The 20,804-nt window shown below is 28.3% G+C and carries 14 protein-coding genes; 4 read left to right on the top strand and 10 right to left on the bottom strand.

What is annotated here, in order from left to right; translation table 11 throughout:
• Window positions 1–40 precede the first annotated feature (40 nt).
• Genes LXD69_RS02450 through map form a run of 4 tightly spaced genes read right to left on the bottom strand, consistent with a single transcriptional unit; the run spans window position 41 to window position 5,354 of the window.
• Window positions 41–2,965 carry a DEAD/DEAH box helicase gene (locus tag LXD69_RS02450; protein WP_246917254.1) on the bottom strand — a complete coding sequence of 975 codons (2,925 nt, stop codon included), beginning with the start codon at window positions 2,963–2,965 and terminating at the stop codon, window positions 41–43.
• A gap of 10 nt (window positions 2,966–2,975) precedes the next feature.
• Window positions 2,976–3,746 carry a class I SAM-dependent methyltransferase gene (locus LXD69_RS02445; RefSeq protein WP_246917251.1) on the bottom strand — a complete coding sequence of 257 codons (771 nt, stop codon included), beginning with the start codon at window positions 3,744–3,746 and terminating at the stop codon, window positions 2,976–2,978.
• The gene (locus LXD69_RS02440) at window positions 3,746–4,531 is read right to left on the bottom strand and encodes a DUF3667 domain-containing protein (protein ID WP_246917248.1); all 786 of its coding nucleotides are present in this window, start codon (window positions 4,529–4,531) and stop codon (window positions 3,746–3,748) included. Before LXD69_RS02440 ends, LXD69_RS02445 begins: the two co-directional genes overlap by 1 nt.
• 4 nt (window positions 4,532–4,535) lie before the next feature.
• Window positions 4,536–5,354 (bottom strand): type I methionyl aminopeptidase, encoded by an 819-nt coding sequence (map, locus tag LXD69_RS02435; RefSeq protein WP_246917245.1) that lies wholly within the window; start codon window positions 5,352–5,354, stop codon window positions 4,536–4,538.
• A gap of 245 nt (window positions 5,355–5,599) precedes the next feature.
• Between map and LXD69_RS02430 the strand changes: the two genes are divergently transcribed.
• On the top strand, window positions 5,600–7,951 hold the full coding sequence (locus LXD69_RS02430) for a GAF domain-containing protein (protein ID WP_246917242.1): 2,352 nt from the start codon (window positions 5,600–5,602) through the stop codon (window positions 7,949–7,951).
• Window positions 7,952–7,954: 3 nt separating this feature from the next.
• On the opposite strand, the gene LXD69_RS02425 is transcribed toward LXD69_RS02430, so the two are convergent.
• A complete protein-coding gene (locus LXD69_RS02425; protein WP_045972982.1) occupies window positions 7,955–9,127 on the bottom strand; it encodes a Pycsar system effector family protein in 1,173 nt (390 codons plus the stop codon).
• A 25-nt stretch (window positions 9,128–9,152) separates the two neighbouring features.
• Between LXD69_RS02425 and LXD69_RS02420 the strand changes: the two genes are divergently transcribed.
• Window positions 9,153–12,860: a metallophosphoesterase gene (locus LXD69_RS02420; RefSeq protein WP_246917239.1), complete on the top strand. Its 3,708-nt coding sequence runs from the start codon at window positions 9,153–9,155 to the stop codon at window positions 12,858–12,860.
• On the opposite strand, the gene LXD69_RS02415 is transcribed toward LXD69_RS02420, so the two are convergent.
• Window positions 12,843–13,718 carry a hypothetical protein gene (locus LXD69_RS02415; protein WP_246917226.1) on the bottom strand — a complete coding sequence of 292 codons (876 nt, stop codon included), beginning with the start codon at window positions 13,716–13,718 and terminating at the stop codon, window positions 12,843–12,845. The genes LXD69_RS02420 and LXD69_RS02415 overlap by 18 nt on opposite strands.
• A gap of 122 nt (window positions 13,719–13,840) precedes the next feature.
• Here LXD69_RS02415 and LXD69_RS02410 point away from each other — a divergent pair, with 122 nt between their 5' ends.
• A complete protein-coding gene (locus tag LXD69_RS02410; RefSeq protein WP_045972986.1) occupies window positions 13,841–15,115 on the top strand; it encodes an acetyl-CoA hydrolase/transferase family protein in 1,275 nt (424 codons plus the stop codon).
• A 101-nt stretch (window positions 15,116–15,216) separates the two neighbouring features.
• A complete protein-coding gene (locus LXD69_RS02405) occupies window positions 15,217–15,558 on the top strand; it encodes an RNA recognition motif domain-containing protein (RefSeq protein WP_045973005.1) in 342 nt (113 codons plus the stop codon).
• An 87-nt stretch (window positions 15,559–15,645) separates the two neighbouring features.
• On the opposite strand, the gene LXD69_RS02400 is transcribed toward LXD69_RS02405, so the two are convergent.
• From LXD69_RS02400 to LXD69_RS02385, 4 genes are read right to left on the bottom strand one after another with little or no spacing between them, the layout of a single operon-like run.
• Window positions 15,646–17,031, bottom strand: a complete 1,386-nt coding sequence (locus LXD69_RS02400) for a TolC family protein (protein ID WP_246917223.1) — start codon at window positions 17,029–17,031, stop codon at window positions 15,646–15,648.
• Between the two features lie 42 nt (window positions 17,032–17,073).
• The gene (locus tag LXD69_RS02395) at window positions 17,074–18,423 is read right to left on the bottom strand and encodes an HlyD family secretion protein (protein WP_246917221.1); all 1,350 of its coding nucleotides are present in this window, start codon (window positions 18,421–18,423) and stop codon (window positions 17,074–17,076) included.
• Between the two features lie 17 nt (window positions 18,424–18,440).
• The gene (locus tag LXD69_RS02390) at window positions 18,441–20,090 is read right to left on the bottom strand and encodes a peptidase domain-containing ABC transporter (RefSeq protein ID WP_246917218.1); all 1,650 of its coding nucleotides are present in this window, start codon (window positions 20,088–20,090) and stop codon (window positions 18,441–18,443) included.
• Window positions 20,087–20,758 (bottom strand): TetR/AcrR family transcriptional regulator, encoded by a 672-nt coding sequence (locus LXD69_RS02385; RefSeq protein ID WP_045967490.1) that lies wholly within the window; start codon window positions 20,756–20,758, stop codon window positions 20,087–20,089. The genes LXD69_RS02390 and LXD69_RS02385 overlap by 4 nt, the downstream gene beginning before the upstream one ends.
• Between the last annotated feature and the right edge of the window lie 46 nt (window positions 20,759–20,804).

Below are 20,804 nucleotides of genomic sequence, written 5' to 3'. Positions count from 1 at the left end.
AACAAGTATCTAAAGAAAATCCCGCTTTTGCGGGATTTTTTTATTCTAAAATATAATGAATATTATTAAAAACTTCTTCAGGAATGGTATTTTCTATAATACTATCTGAAATTACTTTTTTAGATTGTTGTAGAAGACTAATTTTCTCTTCAATACTATCTTTTGCAATAAAACGAATTACATTAACTTGATTTTCCTGTCCTATTCTGTGTGCTCTGCCTATTGCTTGAAGTTCGGCAAACGGATTCCACCATGGATCTAAAATAAGAACATAAGAAGCTTTTGTTAAGTTTAATCCAACTCCACCAGCTTTTAGTGAAATGAAAAATAGCAATGTGTTTTCATCTTTTTGAAAATTAGCAACTTCTGTTTCTCTGTCTTTTATTTTTGTACTTCCTGTTAATAAACTATAAAGTGTTCCGTTTTTATCGCACCAATCTGTGTAAATTTTTAGATGAGAAGTATAAGAACTAAAAATTAAAACTTTCTGTTTCGCTTGTAATAAAGTTTCAATATAAGCTGTCACATCAGTAAATTTACCAGAAGACATTTCTTCTCCTATCAATATAGGATGATTCGCTAATTGTCTTAATTTAGAAAGCGCATTTAAAATCGATATTTTTGAATTTGGCTTTTGGTCAACAGAGTTAATTTGTTTTTCAATTAAATAATTTCTAATAATTGATTTCTCATTTTCATATAATTTATTCTGTTCATCTGTCATTTCAGAATAAAAAACCTGTTCGGATATCTCAGGTAAATCTTTAGCAACTTCCGTTTTTGTTCGTCTTAATAAATACGGATTAATTAATGATTTTAATTCCTTTACTTTTTGAAGATTGTGTGATTTTTCAATTGGTTTTTTAAAATGAGATTCAAAAAAAGAATAAGTATTTAATAAGTTTGGGTTTATAAACTGCATTTGACTCCATAAATCGCTTAAAGAGTTCTCAATAGGTGTTCCGCTTAAAGAAACCTTATGAGTTGCATTTATAGTGTTTATAGCTTTGTAAATCTGTGAATTTCTATTCTTTATTTGCTGACTTTCATCTATAATTAAAAAATTAAAATGAAGCGTTTTTAAAAGATTTATATCTTTTAAAAGTAGATTGTATGAAGTGAAAACAAGATCTACTTTATCTAGTTTTTTTCGTTTTATCTTTCTGTCTAAACCTGTATAATTTAATCGCGTAAAATGAGGTGTAAACTTCTTAGTTTCGTTAAACCAGTTATAAGTTAATGAACTTGGAGCCACAACTAATGCTTTGAGTTTTTTAGTAATACTAGGTTGGTTTGAACTAAATAAATCTAAAGAATCTGAAACCTCTTCGGTAATAATAAAATCATTTTCAAAATGAGTATAAACAAAATCTAAATAAGCTAAGCTTTGAATGGTTTTTCCTAATCCCATGTCATCTGCTAAACAAGATCCAAGACCTAATTGGTAATTTTTAATCAACCAGTTTACACCTTCTTCTTGGTAATTTCTAAGAGTGGCTTTTATATTTCCAGTAGTGTTATAAGCTATAATATCTTTATTGAAAGCCTTTTCTGTTGCAATTCCTGTTTCTTCTAATAAAGTAAACTGATTCTTTTGAATTTGAATAGTGTTATTTCTTGTTTTTCCAAAATCAGCTAAAGGTTTGTACTGACTAAACCATTCAAAAGGAATAAGAAACAGACTTCCATTGGGTAATTCATATAATCGATTTCCTGTTTTTAAATGCGAAATAATATTAGAAAAAGGGAATTTAAAATCTTCTATTTCAATAATCATTTCAATGTCAAACCAATCTTTTTTCTCAATAAAATTTGAAGAAATAGTAGAAGAGTGCGTGTTAATCTTAGTATTATTCAATTGTAAATCTATAGCAATTGAAGCATTACTTATTTTTTCATGATTATTGATTAATTCAGTGATGTTGTAAAATTCGTCTAACTCAGTAAGATTTTTATTAAAACTAGCAAACGCATCTGTAAGAAAAAATAATCCTAATTGTTCCAGTGCTTTTACAATTCTTTTTTCTTCCTTTTTATTTCGAATAATTTGATGTACGGTAAATTCGTCTAAATCATTATGGCTAAGATTAATATGTTTCGTTTTTTCATCTGTAATGGAAAATTCATAATCTTCATATATAAAGATAATTTCTAAAAGATATATTTTATGTTGAAGATGAAGTATAGGTTTTATTCTGCAACCTTTACAATTATTATTTGTTTCTACAGTAAATCCATCAGCTTCAATAGGAACTTTTTTGATGACGTTTTTAATAAAAGTATTAAAATATTCAATACTATTTTTATTAGGAATTAAAACCTCTTTCTTTGAAAGAAACGGTTTTAACTTATTTCCATTTATATGATTTATAGTATAAATTGTATTATTAATAGAAACCCAAGAAGGTTCATTAAATAAAATTTTAAAATTAGTTTTAAATGGATAAATTACTGTTTTATGATTTAAAAGACTTAAACAATAAATAATATTCTCAGGTGTTTTTGAAAAACGCAATTTAGGTTCTAAAACAACATCAGAAAAAGAAACTTGTTGCTTATGAAAAACATCCTTTTTATTGATGTCTAAACTTAATGGTGATTTTGTGTTTGAAATTATTTTAAAAAAAGATTCAAGTATAAAATGAACATAATGGTCAACTACTTTCTTAGTTTTATCATCACTTAATAAAACTTCCAAACTTTTAGCTACTTTATTTTTTATTTTATATTTAGAAAGTAAATTTTTAGAATTTAATTTTTCACAAAGTGTAAGTAATTGTAATTCATTTGCCTCTAAATTGTAATCCAATTCAGAGATTGTTTTTGAGTTTGCATTTTTTTTAATGTAATACAAAACACCTTCCGATTGTTCAACAATGAAAGCATTTGGAATATATGATTCTAAAATAGGATCAAATGAAAGATCAAATGCTAAAGCATGATTAGAATTTTCTGAAAAAGGCATATAGTTTAGATTATTTAAAACAAACAGGGATAATTTCTCCTTTTGCTAAACAATATTTCGTTACAAGTTCTGATGGAATCGTACTTGTATAATCTACTTCTTCTACTTTAAAACCAATACTTCTTAATTTATCAAAATAATCACGACCATAAACTCTAACATGATCATATTGACCAAAAATTTTGGCACGTTCTTTAGCATCAGTAATAGAATCATCTGAAAATGTTGTTTCACGAGATAAATCTTGAGGAATTTGAAAAATACCCATTCCGCCAGGTTTTAAAACTCTGTACAATTCCTGCATCGCTTTAGTGTCATCTGGAATGTGTTCTAAAACATGATTGCAAAAAATGATATCATATTCGTTATCTTTAAATGGTAGATTGCAAATATCAGCTTTTACATCAGCCAAAGGTGATAACAAATCAGTAGTAGTGTATTTTATATTTTTCTGTTTTTTAAATCGTTTGTAAAACTCTTGTTCAGGAGCAAAATGCAAAACTGCTAACTTTTTTTCAGAAGTAAAGAAATTAGTTTCGTTTTGTAAATACAACCATAATAAACGATGTCTTTCTAAAGATAGAGTACTTGGTGAAAGTACATTGTTTCGTTGTGTACCATAACCATAGGGTAAAAACATTTTAAAACTTCTACCATCAATAGGATCAGTAAACGTGTTTCCTTTTAATAAAAAAGCAATAACAGGACGAACTACAATACTTAATCGTATAAGAATTGGTCTTGGAATAGTGTTTAATATAAGTTTAAATAGTTTTTTCATTATAATAAAGTAATCAACATTATTATTCCAAAGATTATTGAAGAAATCAGAAATACACCAACATATAAGATTAAGAACAATAAGAAGTATTTAATTCCGGATAAAATACTTTGCTTTACACTTTGGTCATAAAGTTTTTTGAATACATAAGTTGTGAAAAACACATGAATAAACATAAATAAAACTGAATATGACATAAAAGACATTCCAATTATATTAACCAAAATAACTTGTATCACTAAAGCTATGAAGCCTAAATTGGTTTGTATATAGCTATTAAAGACTAGGTGTTCAAAAAAATTATGTCCTCTTTTATTGTATATAATGAGACTGGTTAAGGCGTATACTGGAATTAATAATAAAACAAGAAAATTATAATAGCTCATTATCGATTCCATATAATTTTTCATGTCAAATTTCGGCAATTTTGCTGATGGATTTGAGGTGTTTAGGCTATCTGTAAAATCTTTAGAATAATCCACTATAATGTCCAACGGAAAAAACTTATAAAAAAATACAGCAATAGTAGCATATAGAATTATAAAAGAAAAGGGTTGAAAATATTTTTTTCTAGCACCACTTATATAGGCTTCTAATACATCTTTAGGATTTGTGAATAAATCAAAAAATGTTCTCCAGAAATTATTATCCCAGCTAAAAAAAGGACCAACGAATTCTTCCCATGTTCCTTTTAAAGAAAGTCTATCATGGACAATTTTTGACCCACAGTTTGAGCAAAAACGGTTGTTTTCTTTTATTTCTGATGAACAAGATTTACAATTCATAAATTTACAATACTAATGGAACCTGTCTAAATTCATTTTCTTCATTGCTTACTATACCAAGAGCTTTATAAATATATGCAAAAGTGGAAAGCAATTCTGGTTTTCCATCTACAATAGCAACATCATGTTCAAAATGTGCACTAGGTTTTCCATCAGCAGTAACAATTGTCCAACCATCTTTCAAAGTTCTGATGTTTCTAGCACCAAGATTTATCATAGGTTCAATAGCAATTGTTATTCCGTTTACTAATTTTTTTCCACGACCTCTTTTGCCATAATTTGGTACTTCCGGATCTTCGTGAAGTTTTCGTCCTAATCCATGACCACATAGTTCTCTAACAACTCCATATCCATGTTTTTCACAATACTGTTGAATGGCATAACCGATATCTTCTACACGATTACCTACTTTAGTTTCTCTGATACCAATATATAAAGATTCTTTAGTAACTTGTAAAAGCTTTTTTGTTTCCTCAGAAACTTCACCTACTTCAAATGTATAGGCATGATCGCCATAAAAATCATTTAAAACAGCACCGCAATCTACAGCTATAATATCACCATCTTCTAAAGGTCTGTCCGTAGGTAATCCATGAACTACTTGTTCGTTAACGCTTGTTAAAAGTGTTGAAGGACAACCATACAGCCCTAGGAATCCAGGAATAGCACCATTGTCTCTTATAAAAGTTTCAGCTAGTTTATCTAGTTTGTTAGGAGTAACACCAGGCTTAATTTCTGTAGCCAGCATTCCTAATGTTTTAGAAACGATTAATGCACTTTCACGCATTAATTCAATTTCTTCTTTGGTTTTTATAATAATCATAATAATCAAATTCTAATCGCAAAAATACAATTTTTAATCTTTTATAAGACTATTTCTTTTATAAGGAATCTAATTTGTTTTTAAAAAGAAAACAATCCTAAATTAGGATATACAATAACAACCTTTTTCTACTTTTAGCTCTATATAAATATAAGATTTGAATGTAAATAATAGACACTCGTCTTAACAAACTATTCACTATTTTTAAGATAAATATTCGTATTTTTGTGTAAAATTTTACTTTTATGGAATTAGAATATCTATATCCAAGTCCTTTTAAAACACTTATTTCTTTCCATCTTTTAATTGAACAGTTAGAGGAAATAGCTAAGTCTGATATTGAATATAGAGCTAATTATGCGAAAAGTTTATTAAAACAAGTTGAAGATAAACCCGAACTTATAAACGGAATTCAAGATGTATCGTTCATAAAAGAAAATGAAACTACAATACGAAATTTATTAGCAGATTTATTTCCTACTGTTTTAACTCATAATGAAATTAAAGCAGTAACACTCCCTTTTATAAATTTTACATTTAATTATACCGAACGATTTAAAAAGATATTAAACTCATCAGGGACAACTTTTGATTTTGAAATAAGAGATTTTGATGAGCATCAATTCTACATTATGAATTGTCATATTATTTTAAATATTTATTACAATCAAAATATAGATAATAGACAACCTCTTTTTTATGATATTCCAGATGAAAATGGAATTATGAACCATTATAGAATTTTATATAATGCCGATTTTATTGAAGTTATTCCAACAGATAAAATGATACCGCTAAGTCAAGAAGAAATTTATGAACTTATTGATAATTATGATGATTTAGCATTATGGAAAGAAAAATTCCCGCCTAATTCTTGGATTTTAAAAGGATTTGGAATTGTAACTCTTGTAGATGTAACAGTAGAAAGCGCTGTTTCAAATCTTAAAACTAATTTGTTAAAATCGGAAGTTGAAAAACATAACTTTGAACATGATTTTGAAGATATTTTTAAATCTATTTTTAAAACCAAAGATGTTAAAATAGGTTTCGCAAAGTATAATGATTATACTGCAAATTTTGAAAAATCATTTTTTAATGAAGACAAGCTAGTAAGTTATTTGTTACATGATATTGAAGATGTAAATTGTGAAAGCGTTTTGTGTAATTTTACATTAGAATCTTTATTAGATAAAAAAGAAAAGATAGTTGTATCAGATGTAGAAAAATTTCAATCAATAGCGTTAGCAAAAAGACTACTTAAACAAAATATTAAAAGTTGCATTTTAGTACCAATAATAAAAGACAATAAATTATTAGGTATAATTGAAGTTGTATCATCTATTTCAAGAGCATTAAATTCAATTAATGCTAATAAAATAGACTTAATTTTGCCTTACATTGTAGATACAGTTGAACGTTCTTATAATGAAATTGAAAATTTAGAACAAGCCATTATTCAAAAAGAATATACAACAATACACCCAAGTGTCTATTGGAAATTTAAAAAAGAAGCGCAAAACTACATTAGTTCTGCATCAAATACTAAAGACTATATTTTTAAAGAAATAACCTTTAAAGAAATATATCCTTTATATGGTCAAATAGATATAAAAGGTTCTTCGGAGAAGAGAAATCAAACAGTAAAATCAGATCTAAAAAGTCAGATTGAAGCATTAATAGACATCGTTAGTACAATAAAAGAATCTAATGACTTAATTATTTTAGATCAAAAAATGTTTGAATTAATGGGTTTTTTAGAAGAACTAAATTCACCTTTAAAAGCAGATACCGAACAACAGATTCAACGTTATATAGAAACAGAAATTCATCCTATTGCAGAATCGGCAAAAGCAATTTCTACGGTAGAAGTAAAAATAAAAGATTACTTTGAAAGTTTAGATCCAAAAACAGGAATGTTTTATAAATCTAGAAAAGATTTTGATTATACATTGTCGGTTATCAATAAAAAAATGGCTTCTATTTTAGATGAAAAACAAGCAGAAGCACAAAAAATATATCCTCATTATTACGAACGTTTTAAAACCGATGGAGTAGAGCATAACTTGTATATTGGAGCTACAATAGCACCATCTGTGCCATTTGATAAAATTTATTTAAATAATTTAAGATTATGGCAATTGCAGACACTTTGCGAGATGGAATTAGAACACCATAAAATTAAAGAAACATTGCCTTTCGTATTAGAAGTAACTTCGTTAATATTGGTGTTTAGTTCACCTTTATCCATTAGATTTAGAATGGACGAAAAACGTTTTGATGTTGACGGATCTTATAATGCAAGATATGAGATAGTAAAAAAGAGAATTGATAAAGCACATATCTTAGGAACACAAGAAAGAATAACTTCAAAAGAAAAAATAACAATTGTTTACTCTCATAGTCACGAAGAAGTTGAATATCTAAAATATATCAAGTTTCTTCAATATAAAAACATACTTGAACCTTCAATTGAACAATTTGAAATAGAAGAATTGCAAGGCGTTTCTGGGTTAAAAGCACTTAGAGTAAAAGTAGTAAATGATATTGTTCTAGATAAAAAATATTCTTACCAAGACCTTTTAAATGAAATCAGTTAATAGTTAAAATAATTTGGTTTGAAAAGCAATAACAAAAGCAACAACAGATATAATAATACCTAGCATAAATATATTATATGTAATACGTAACAATCTATATTTACGCTCTAAAACAATACCTAAGTAATATAAATCCTTAATCATAGAATTATACAAATAGCTTCTATCTTTCATCATTTCATTAACAGCTTCTTCATAATCATGATAAGGCATTTTGTAAAAATTTCCAAAAAATAATAAATTCACTTTTTTATCTTTTACATCCTGACTTGTGAAGATTCCAGAAGTTACTTTAGGACGAGTGGAAAGAATAGCAAAAATGATAGAAACAACACTAAATATCAACATAACGAATGTAGGTACTATCAGATGTTGGTTACTAGGACTATCAAGTTTTGGAATAATAGTAGATAGCGCAATTGAAATAATAATAGCATTTACGGATAATAAAATATTAGCTTTACTATCTGCAATTTCACTTAAACGAGTGTGATTGTTTAGCGTAACTCTAAACATGGTGTCGATACCTCTTTCAGGTCTAGGTTCCTTTTTTTTCTTTTCCATTTCAATATCACTTACAGAAGTATCATTAAGTAATAAACTTTCTATTTTTTGAATGTTTTTATCTTTTTTAGGCTTCCAATTAGCTAATGCATAAGAAGTATAATAGGAATGTGTTTTTGTTAACATCTTATAATTTTCTTTTGCCCATTCTTCATCAGTAAAAGTTTTATTACAAGTTAATTCCCATTCTGTTCTTAATTTTTCACAAATGCTAAAATAATTTTTATTAGAAAAATGAAAATAATCAGCATCTCTCATTATTTGCTCATATTTGTTTTTTGGAACATAGTCAAAAACAGTAGCTCTAATTAATTGAGATACAAAATCAATATAGTCTTCAGACGCATTATTTTCTTCTAAGAAAGATTTTACAATTTGCACACTAATTTCCTCATGATTTTTAGTATCAACAGTATAACCTGTATCGTGAAACCAAGCAGCAATAATTAATTTTTCTTTATCTTCGTAAGAAATTTGATAATAATTAGCAATTTCAATAACAGCCTGAATCACACTATTAGTATGATCAAAGTTATGATAGGTAAAAGACTCGGAAAGTTTTTCTTTAAATAAGTTTTCTACAAAATTTTCTGCTTTTAAAATCAAATTCATCGGTTTCATTTTATCCGACTAATTTATGAAAATGTTTTGGGTTAATACACATGTTTATGCATTTCGTTACTATTCAACAGTAATCCTCTTATTATTCTTATTCAATTCGTGTGCTACAATGCAATTACAAATTGATGATAAAGACAAAACAATAACAGCGTTAGAGAAAGATTCATTAAAAGTAATTCATACTTTTTATTTGATGGGAGATGCAGGAAATGCTAAAAAAGATAGTACAACAATTGCACTAGAGAAATTCTCTAAAAATATAGAAGTCACAGATGAAAATGCTACAGTTTTGTTTTTAGGAGATAATATCTATCCAAAGGGATTGCCTAAAAAAGAAGACAAAGGAAGAGAATTAGCAGAACATCAACTTAACGTTCAGATAGAAGCAGTTAAGCAATTTAAAGGGAAAACTATTTTTTTGCCAGGAAATCACGATTGGTATAGCAATGGGGTTGAAGGATTAAAAAGACAGCAAGAATATGTTGAAGAAAAACTAGGTAAAAAATCATTTTTACCAAAAGATGGTTGTCCTATTGAAACCATAAAAATAAAAGATGATATTGTGTTAATTCTAGTAGATTCAGAATGGTACATTACAAATTGGGATAAACATCCTACGATTAATGACGATTGTGAAATAAAAACGAAAACACAGTTTTTAGATGAATTTAGAAGTGAAATCAAAAAAGCTAGAGGAAAAACAACAATAGTAGCCATTCATCATCCAATGTTTAGTAATGGACCACATGGCGGACAATATTCTTTTAAAAATTATCATCAACCTTTTTTTCCTTTAGGATATATCAAAAATATACTTAGAAAAACGACAGGTGTTGTAAATGCAGATATGCAAAATAAGCATTATAATGAATTACGAAAAAATATTATAGCAGCATCGCAATTTAATGATAGAGTTATTTTCGTTTCAGGACACGAACATAGCTTACAATATTTAGTAGAAGATAATTTACCACAAATAATAAGTGGTTCAGGTTCTAAAACAACTCCAACAAGAACCATTGGTGGCGGAAAATATTCACATGCTGCAAACGGTTTTGCAATTTTAGAAATATATGAGAACGGAGCGTCAAATGTTAAGTTTATTAATGCTAAAAAAGATAGCATAGAATATTCAACTCAAGTTTATGGAGTTGCAGATATTCAATTTAAAGAAACACTTTTGCCAATTGTACAAGATTCTATAAAAGCATCGATTTACACAGCAGAAGAAACCAAAAAAGGAAAGTTTCATACTTTTTTATGGGGAGAACGATATAGAAAAGACTATAGTATCCCTGTTTTAGCAAAAACAGTAAATTTAGATACGTTATTTGGAGGATTAGTTCCAGTAAGAAAAGGAGGAGGAACACAATCAAAAGCCCTACGATTAGAAGCAAAAGATGGAAAACAATATGTAATGAGAGCTATGAAAAAAGAAGCATCTCAATATATACAAGCTGCTATGTTTAAAGATCAATATGTTGAAGGTCAATTTAGAAACACAGCTTCTGAGAACTTAGTAAAAGACGTATTTACAGGTTCTTATCCTTATGTGCCACTTACAATGGCATTGCTTTCCGATGCAATAGGAGTATATCATTTAAATCCAAGATTGTTTTATATTCCAAAGCAAAAAGCATTAGGTAGTTTTAATCAGGAATTTGGTGATGAATTATATCTTTTAGAAGAGCACGCATCAGATGGACATGTTGACTTAGCAGGCGATAATTTTTCAGGAGAAATAATCAGCACAAACGATTTATTACAAGAAATTCATTCAGATGAGTCCAAAATTATCGATGAAACGGCTTATATAAAAGCACGATTATTTGATATGTTAATAGGAGATTGGGACAGACATCAAGATCAATGGAGATGGTTAGAATTTAAAGAAAACGGAAAAATAATTTATAGACCTTTACCAAGAGATAGAGATCAAGCTTTCTCAAAAATGTCTGATGGATTTCTTTTAGGAGCTGCTGTGAGACTGATTCCTGTGGCAAAAATATTACGTAAATATGATGCAGATTTAAAAGATGTAAAAGGATTTAATTTAGAACCTTTCCCATTAGATATGGCATTTATAAATCAATCAGATAAAACTATTTGGGACGAACAAGTAAAACATATTCAAAATAAAATTACAAACGAGGTAATAGATGAAGCTTTTCAGACTATACCTAAAGAAATACAAGGTGAAACCATTTCTGAAATAAAAGAAATCCTAAAAGCCAGAAGAAACAACCTTCAAAAAATAGCAGACAGATATTTTAAATTGATAAATAAATTTGCTGTTTTAACAGCCACAAATAAAGACGATTATATACAAGTAAATTGTTTAGAAAACGGAAAAGTTCAAGTATCATTATATAGAAAAAAAGACAATACTTATAAAGACAAATTTCATGACAGAACCTATAATCCTCAAGAAACAAAAGAAATATGGATTTATGGCTTAGACGATGATGATACATTTGAAGTAATAGGAAAAAGCGAAAAAATAAAAATCAGACTTATTGGAGGTCAAAACAACGATAATTATAAAGTAGAACAAGGAAAAAATATAGTTATATATGATTATAAATCAAAGAAAAACAATTTTGAAAAAGCGCAGAAAGCAACAGTCAAAAAACAAGATGATTACGATATAAACGTATATGATTATAAAAAAATAAAAAACAACACAAACCAAATAATTCCTGTTATTGGAGCCAATCCAGATGATGGATTTAAAATTGGATTTACAAATGTTTTTACCAAATATGGATTTGAGCGAAACCCATTTTCGAGCCAGCATCAATTAAAAGGAGCTTATTATTTTGCTACAAAAGGATATGAACTATTCTATAAACTAGAAATAGCCAGGATATTAGGTAAATTTAATTTTGAAATTGAAACAGGATTGCAAAGTCCAAACTTTACGCAAAACTTTTTTGGATATGGAAATGAAACAAAGAATTTTGATGATGATTATAGCCTAAATTATAATCGTGTAAAAGTAAGAACATTTAGTATTTCTCCTTCATTAAAATGGCGAAGCAGATCAGGAAGTATAGCCACATTTAAAATGACTTATGAATCAATTGAAGTAGACGATACAAAAGACAGATTTGTAGAAAATAACATTCAATTACCAAAATATATATTTGATGAGGTACAATTTGTAGGAGCAGAAATTAATTATCATTTTGAGAATTATGATAACAAAGCTTATCCAACATTAGGAATGAAAACTGCTCTATCTGTAGGATATAAATCAAATATAGATAAAAGAAATAGAAATTATGGATATTTAATTCCAGAAGTAAGCTTCAATCATAAACTAAATGCTTCAGGGAAATTAGTATTAGCCACACAATTTAAAAGTCATATTGTTTTTGGCAATAATTTTGAATTCTATCAAGGAGCATCAATTGGAGGAACAGATGGATTAAGAGGATATAGAAACCAACGCTTCGTTGGGAATCAATCTTTTTATCAAAATACTGATTTAAGATATAGCTTTAATAGTGTAAAAACAAGATTTATTCCTGTGCGAATAGGAGTTTATGGAGGTTTCGATTACGGAAGAGTTTGGCTAAAAGGAGAAGATTCAAACAAATGGAATAATTCCTACGGAGGAGGTCTCTTTATAAATGGAGTAGAATTGATAACAGCTAATTTAGGAATCTTTAATTCGTCAGATGGTATTAGAGTCGCTTTCGGATTAGGATTTGGTTTTTAAATCTTTTAAAGAAACAACATATATATTACCATCATCTTTAGTCTTCTTTTCATCAGCAATAAGAATAGTATCATCATCTTTAAAACAAATTGCTTCTTTTTGAGATTGATGATGCAGTTCTAATGCACTAATTTTCCCTTTAGTAAAATAATCATCTGTAAAATCTTCAAACAACCAAATAGTAGTATGAGTTAATAAAACCATTTTAGAGCCATCATTGCTTATTGCGGCACTAGTAATAGCACAAGTTTTAGAATCATCACAAGTTTTAAAAGTAGTTAAAAGTTGTGCTTTATGATGCCCTGCCTTGTTAGGGATTTTGTAAATCAAAGTAGTGCCATCAAAACCCTTACTTCTATTCTTAGTAAATAAATAAAAAGAACCATTCCATTCAAAAAAAGCCTCACAATCATATAATAATTCTTTTTTACTAGGAGGAAAAAGAGTTTGTTCAGGATAATAAAAAGTAATTTTTTCATTTGCAGAAATAGAATCTCCATCTAACTGATCTATAGAAATTTTATCAATACTTAGATCTTTTCTGTTATTTTTGTTATTTCCAAAATTCCCAATATATACATTTCCTAAAGCATCAGAAGTTAAATCTTCCCAATCTTCGTTTTTGATATTTTCGATATTTATTTCGGTATCAACCTTTCCGTTCTTTTTCAATATATAGATACTATTTTTGTTTTTACTATCTTCAATAACAAAGGTTTTGTTGTTGATGTAGGCAATACCAGAAACTTCATCTAGTTTTTCCGGAAGTTTATAAGAAACGGTTAATTCAGTTTTTTTTTCAGAGCATGATAGAACTAAAAATAAGAGTAATAAAGAACTAGGAAAAATTAATTTCATAAAGTTTGATAGTTGAGATAAGATGCTTTTTCAAATGTATAAAAAATAATTCAAACCTGAGAAATGTCATGTTTTAAGATTTCATTCAATAGTAAATTTGTAGTAAATAAAAATCATTAGGTATGAGTAAGTATGTAACGGCTGCGGAAGCTGTAAAAATAGTAAAATCTGGAGATAGAGTATATGTCCAAGCAGCTGCTGCAACACCAACAATATTAACAAAAGCATTATCAGAAAGAGCATCAGAATTAAGAGATGTCGAAATTTGTCATTTGCACACAGAAGGAGAAGCTCCATATGCTAATCCAGAATTAATGAACAGTTTTCATGTAAATTCTTTTTTTATAGGAAAAAATGTTCGACATACTTTACAAGCAGGGAACGGTTCCTATACACCCGTTTTTTTAAGTGAATTACCACGCTTGTTTCGAAAAAATGTATTACCATTAGATGTAGTATTTATTCATGTTTCACCACCAGATAAGCACGGATATTGTTCGTTAGGTGTTTCTGTAGAAGCAACAATTGCAGCTATTGAAAATTCAAAGACAATAATTGCTCAAGTAAATCCGCAAATGCCTAGAACATTTGGAGATGGAATTCTCCATGTTTCGGAGATAGATTATTTAGTAGATGTTAATTTGCCTATATTTTGTCATGAAGTAGCTCCTTTTACAGATGTTGAAGAGAAGATTGGAGAATATGTTGCATCTTTAATAGACGATAAAAGCACCTTACAAATGGGAATTGGAAATATTCCAAATGCAGCATTAAGTAAATTAACAAATCATAAAAACCTAGGATTACATACTGAAATGTTTTCCGATGGAGTAATTGATTTGATAGAAAAAGACGTTATTAATTGTAATTATAAAGGAACGGTTAGAGGTAGAGCCTTAGCAACGTTTTTAATTGGTTCGCAAAGGCTATACGATTTTGTAAACGATAATCCTTTTGTAGAGTTAAGAGAATCATCTATGGTAAACGATACAGCAGTGATTCGTAAAAACCCAAAAATGATTGCGATAAATTCTGCAATAGAAGTAGATGTTACAGGACAAGTTTGTGCCGACTCTATAGGCGGGAAAATGTATTCAGGAGTTGGAGGACAAATGGATTTTATGCGAGGTGCTTCTTTAAGCGAAGGCGGTAAGGCAATAATTGCATTACCCTCTGTTACAAAAAGAGGAGAAAGTAGAATTGTACCCTATTTAAAACAAGGAGCAGGAGTTGTAACGACGCGTTCTCATGTTCAATATATAATTACAGAAAATGGAATTGCCGATTTATACGGTAAAACACTGAAGAAAAGGATTGATGAGATGGTTAAGATTGCACACCCAGATCATCAAGAAATGATTGAAAGACAATATTTTGAGTTAACAAGCGCAAAATAATCATCAAAATAAAAAGTTTTTTTCTATTTCATTGAAAATAAATGAAATAAAAGATTTTTGTATCTATTAAAAGACTACCTTTGGCAAATAAAATTTTATTTATGAACATTTTTGTAGGAAGTCTTCCGTTCAGTATTGAGGAAGCAGATTTAAGAGGTTTTTTTGAAGAGTATGGAACTGTTGATTCAGTTAAGATTATCTCTGACAAATTTACTGGAAGAAGTAAAGGATTTGGATTTGTTGAAATGCCAAATGACGCAGAAGCTCAGAAAGCAATTGATGAGTTAAACGGTGGAACTGTTGAAGGCAGAACTATTGTAGTAAACAAATCAGAACCAAAACCAGAAGGTGAAAGAAGATCTTTCAACCGTAATGGTAATGGTGGTGGAGGAAGAGGAAACTTTTCTAACAACAGAGATAACAATAGAGGTGGTCGTTACTAATTATCTGTAGTGTTATAAAAACAAAATCCCGATTTTATCGGGATTTTTTTATGCGTTTATTTTAAATTTTCTTAAAAAATTTATATTCTATTCAGGATTTGCAATCGTTTTAAACAAGGAAACAGTAGCGTTTAAATAAGCATTTGCTAATGAAATATTAGACAATTGTGCACTCACAAGAGTATTTTCTCTAGAATTAATTAAAAATAAAGAACTTTCACCCATAGTAAACAATCGTTCCTCAGCATTCAACATCTGCTCATAGTTGGAAACCAATTCAGAATTTATAGAACGTTGCTTTTTAAAAGAATTAATCTCTTGCTTTTGAGCTTCAATCTTATTCATTAAGCTTTCTCTTTCGTAAGATAAACTTAATTCTGTGTCTTGCACTTTTAGTTTCGCTAGTTTTAAATTAGCCCTTTCTTTTCTAAGAAATAAAGGAAAAGAAAAATGAACACCTATTTTATAATCTTCAAATCTATAATCTTCAAAAGCACTAGGCTCAGAAAGATAATTATAGCTAACATTTAATTTAGGTAAAATGCTATTTGCTTGCAACTTTCGGTCTATAGTAAGAATAGCTATCTTAGATTGCAGTGCATTTAGTTTTGGATGATTTTCAATTGTAACTTCTGTAAATTCCGTTAAATTTAATGTCTCCAAAATAGTCTTTTCAATATTCTTATCTGGTAATAAAGAATCAGTTAATTCTAATGGAATAGTATTTTCAGTCCAAATATAATTAGACAAGTCTAGTTTAGATTTTATTAATTTCAATTCAGCATTTTCAAGATTTAACCTTCTTGTTTTCACTGTAATTCCAGCTTCTATACTATCAATTGCAGCCTTGTCACCTTGTTCAATAAGTTTAAGAACACCATCATAGCGAACACTAGCATTTTTCAAATAATTACGATACAATTCCACTTCATCATAACTCCTTTTCCAGTTAATATAACTTACAATAGCATCATAAAGAATGTTTGTAACCTGAATATTACGTTCAGCTTCATTTAATTTTTGATACGTTTTTGCTTTTCTTAAATCGGACATTCTTTCATTAATCCATAAACCCTGACCTAAAGGAATTGAAATACCAAGAGAAGTAAGCCCATTATTAGGAACCGTATTTTCAGGATTTAAATAAATACCTTCATTATTATCAAAAGCAGCTTTGACCTCTATTCCATACCAAGTAGGAATCTTGAAACTACCATTAAAAAGCGAATAATAGTTTTTATCGCCATATTCTTTCTTTGAAAAATCCGCTTCAAGCTTTGGATCAAAAGCCCCTCTTGCTTTCATAAGTTTTGCTTGAGCTTCTGAAATTTTTAAATCAGCTTGTTTTACTAGCGGATGAAATTTTTTCACATAACCCAAATATTCCTCTAAAGTAAACTCTTTTAAGTCGCTTTCTTGCGCTTTCATAGAAAAGTTAAGAAGCATAAAAAAAAGTATAATTTTTATTTTCATCTGTGTTTTTAGTTTTAATAAACAGTAAAAAGGATTTGTCTACTACTTTTTTTGATCTTTTTCAGCATTTTGAGGCTGATAAAAATTAGGAGGAAACCCATTTAATGTTCTCCAAATTTCAAACCAAATAGGAACACTTTTTAATAAAGCAATAGATTGTGTTCCAGCACCAATACTCAATTGTTCTGGCCAGTTCTTATCTTCTTTGTCTGGCGCAATAAGTACTCTGTATTTCCCATTTTGACTTATGAAATTTTCTTTAGCAACAATAACACCTCCAAAAGTTCCATAAGAAGCACCAGGCCAACCACTAAATACTATAGTAGGCCAACCGTCAAACCAAACTCTTACTTTTTGTCCTCTATTGATTAATGGAAAATCAACAGGATCTATATACGTTTCAACAGCAATTTCAAATTTTGAAGGCATAATACTAACTATCGATGTGCCTTCTTTGATTGTTTCACCAATTCCCGATTGTATAGCTCTATTAACATAACCATCTTGTGGAGCAGTTATATAATAAAGACCATTTCTAATTTGATAATTAGTATATTGGTTTTTTAATTTTCCTACTTGAGCTTCAGTGTCAAATTGAGAACTTAAAGCAGTTTGTTTATCACTACTAGCTTTTGCACTTTTTTCAGCATACTCAGCAGAAATTCGATTCAATTCCATTGTAGCATTAAGAATTTCATTTTGGCTAGCTAAATATTTATTCTCTTGTGTAATAATTTTAGCCTCCATTTCCTGTAGCTTAACTCTCTTTTCTTCAACATTAGTTAGAGGTTTTAAGCCTTCCTTGTTTAAATTGATAGCTCTGCTAAATTGAGTTTCAGCAATTTTTAACTGTGTTTTTACAGCTTGTAAATCTATACTATCACTTTTTACCTTTAAATAAGCTTGTTTTAATTTATTCTGAGCTTGTTTATATTTCAAGTTTTTTTCACTCTCAATAGCATACATCTGACTTTCTAATGCTTTCACCTTTGAAGCGTAAGAAGTAGCAGCATTCTCTTTTGCGATCACTTGGTTTCCTGTGTTTTCTACCAAATTTGGATCTAAATAATCTTCTTTTACCTCAGAAATGAATAAAATAGTATCTCCTTTTTTTACAAAATCACCTTCGCTCACATACCATTTTTCTATTCGTCCAGCAATTGCAGTTTGAATATTTTGAGGTCTTTGATCAGGTTTTAAAGTAGTAACAAATCCAGAGCCAGAAATATTTTGTGTCCATGGAAGAAATAGAAATAAGAAAGTCAAAATAGCAATTCCTATAATTATCTTTCGTATAACTAAGTACCCTTTGTTATCTGCAAAAACAGCACTCGATTTATATTTTGAAAAATCAAATGTGCTATCAATTTTATTTTTTGTTATGTTTAGCATTTTGTTTATTTAATAGTTTAAACAATTTGACCATTTTCTAATGTTATAATTTTTGTAGCTTGTTTTTCCCATTCACTATTTCCAGTTGTAATAACAAGTGTCCAAGGATGAGATTTATCCATTAAATAATCAATTATCTTTTTAGCCTGATTTTCGTCTACTTTTGTTAATGGATCTTCTAATAAAATTATTTCGGGGTTAGATAAAATACAACGTGCTAATACTATTTTTTGAACTACAGATGAACTTATTTGTTTACCATCAGTGAACAACGGAGTATCTAAACCTAAAGGCAATGATTTTATAAATTTAGACAACTTTACTTTGTCTAAAACTTTATTAATTTCATTAATATTAATCGATTTGTTTTGACAAATAATATTATCTAAAATGCTACCTTCAAAAGTAGTATCATTAACACTTATAAGACCTATTTTTGATCTATAATCATTAATATTAACTTTGTTGATATTGACATCGTTTACAAACATCGTTCCAGAAGTAGGATCTATAATTTTAGCTAATAATCGAATTAAAGTTGTTTTACCAGAACCATTTTTACCTTTAATTACGACTCTGTCTTTTGGATGTATTGTTAAATTAATATTGTTTAAAATACAGGTTTCAGAATCAGGATATTTATAATTTAAATTCTTAGCCTTTAGTGTTATAGCGTCATTGTTGTTAATCATGAAATTTTGAGGAGTATTATTTTTCTCTATATCTAAATCAGCAACATTTCCTAGTTTTTCCAATGATGTAAGAACATCATAGAACAATTCTAATCCAGCAAATAACTTTTCAACAGCCGTTATAATTGAAATAATTATAATTTCTGCCGCAACAAATTGTCCGATATTCATCTGTTGATTCAGTACTAATATTCCACCTATAATTAATAATCCAGCAGTAATAATAGTTTTAAATCCTACTAAATGGATAAATTGTCTTTTTAAAATTCTAAAATGATCTTCTCTATAATTTAAATAATCACTTACTAATTGATCATTCTTGTTTAATGAAAATTCAAATAAACTCAAATTTCTGAAACTTAAATGATTTCTTGCGATTTCTTGTATCCAATGTGCTACTTTATATTTATATTTTGATTCTTTTAAGCTAGTTTCCAGTCCTTTTGTGAAATTAGCTCTAAAAATTATGTACAACATTCCTAAAAGAATGAACCCAAATAGAATAAAAAAAGAATGATATAAAGAGAGTAATATTATACCAAATAGAATTTGAAGAATTGCAGTTGAAATATCGAGTAATAGTTTAGAAAAACCTTTTTGAACCGTTAGCGTATCAAAAAAACGATTAGCAAGTTCTGGTGGATATTCATTATATAATTGATCAAACTTTATTTTTGGAAACCGATAAGCAAAATCAAAAGAAGAACGCACAAATATTTTTTGCTGTAAATTTTCAGTAATACGATATTGCATGATTTTAAATACACCTACAAGCACAACACCTACTACAACTATAATAACAAGAACTATCCACGAAGTAGAAACTTTACCAGCTTGAAGAAAATTAATAATTGATTGTATTCCAAGAGGCAATGTAAGACTAATTAATCCTCCGAAAAGCGAGTATAATAATATTTGATAAATATCTCTTTTATCAATTATAATTAAGTTTTTAAATCTTTCTAATGGTGTCATACAAGTACTTTTTTTATTAAATCGATATAGAAATCCGACAAACAATTTGAGTCAGATAAATTTGTGATAGTTTTAAAATGATCTTTTAAATAATGTTGGTGTAACGAACCTTCTATAATAGATGAAGCAAGTGTTTTGGAAAACATATAATTTGGATTCACTTCTTCAATTATAGTTGTTAATCTATTAATTACACTTTTATACACAATAAAAAAGCCTTCTTTATTCTCTTCATCTACTTCTTTTGTTAGAAATGTTTTCGTAAACTCACTAATAACAATTTGACTTAGAGTGCCTTTGTTTATATACTCTGTTGATAAATCATTTTTTATTTCTTCTGTAACTACTGTTATGGCTTTAATAAGTTTGTCTAAAGGATTCGAAATATTTGTAGTAGAAAAAACGAGTTTGTATTCTATCCAAGACCAATACCAAGAACATAAATATAGTAATAATTTATGTTTATTCTCAAAATATCTATAAATGGAACTCTCATTTGAGTTTATTCTTTCACCTAATTTTTTAAAAGTAAAAGCTTCAAAACCTATTTCATGAATTAAGATTATGCTATGTTGAATGATTTTTTTTCCTAAATCTGAAGTCTCAGGAGCTTTTACATACAGTTTTTTATTAACTGTTATATTTAGATTAGCTAATAGGTTTTTCATAGGATTGGAATTTACGAACGCAAATATAATAGTAATACTATCAATT

The organism is Flavobacterium sediminilitoris, from assembly GCF_023008245.1.
GTDB classification, from domain to species: Bacteria; Bacteroidota; Bacteroidia; order Flavobacteriales; family Flavobacteriaceae; genus Flavobacterium; species Flavobacterium sediminilitoris.
Note: the sequence above shows the minus strand (reverse complement) of the source record. Positions and strands in the feature narration are given on the sequence as shown.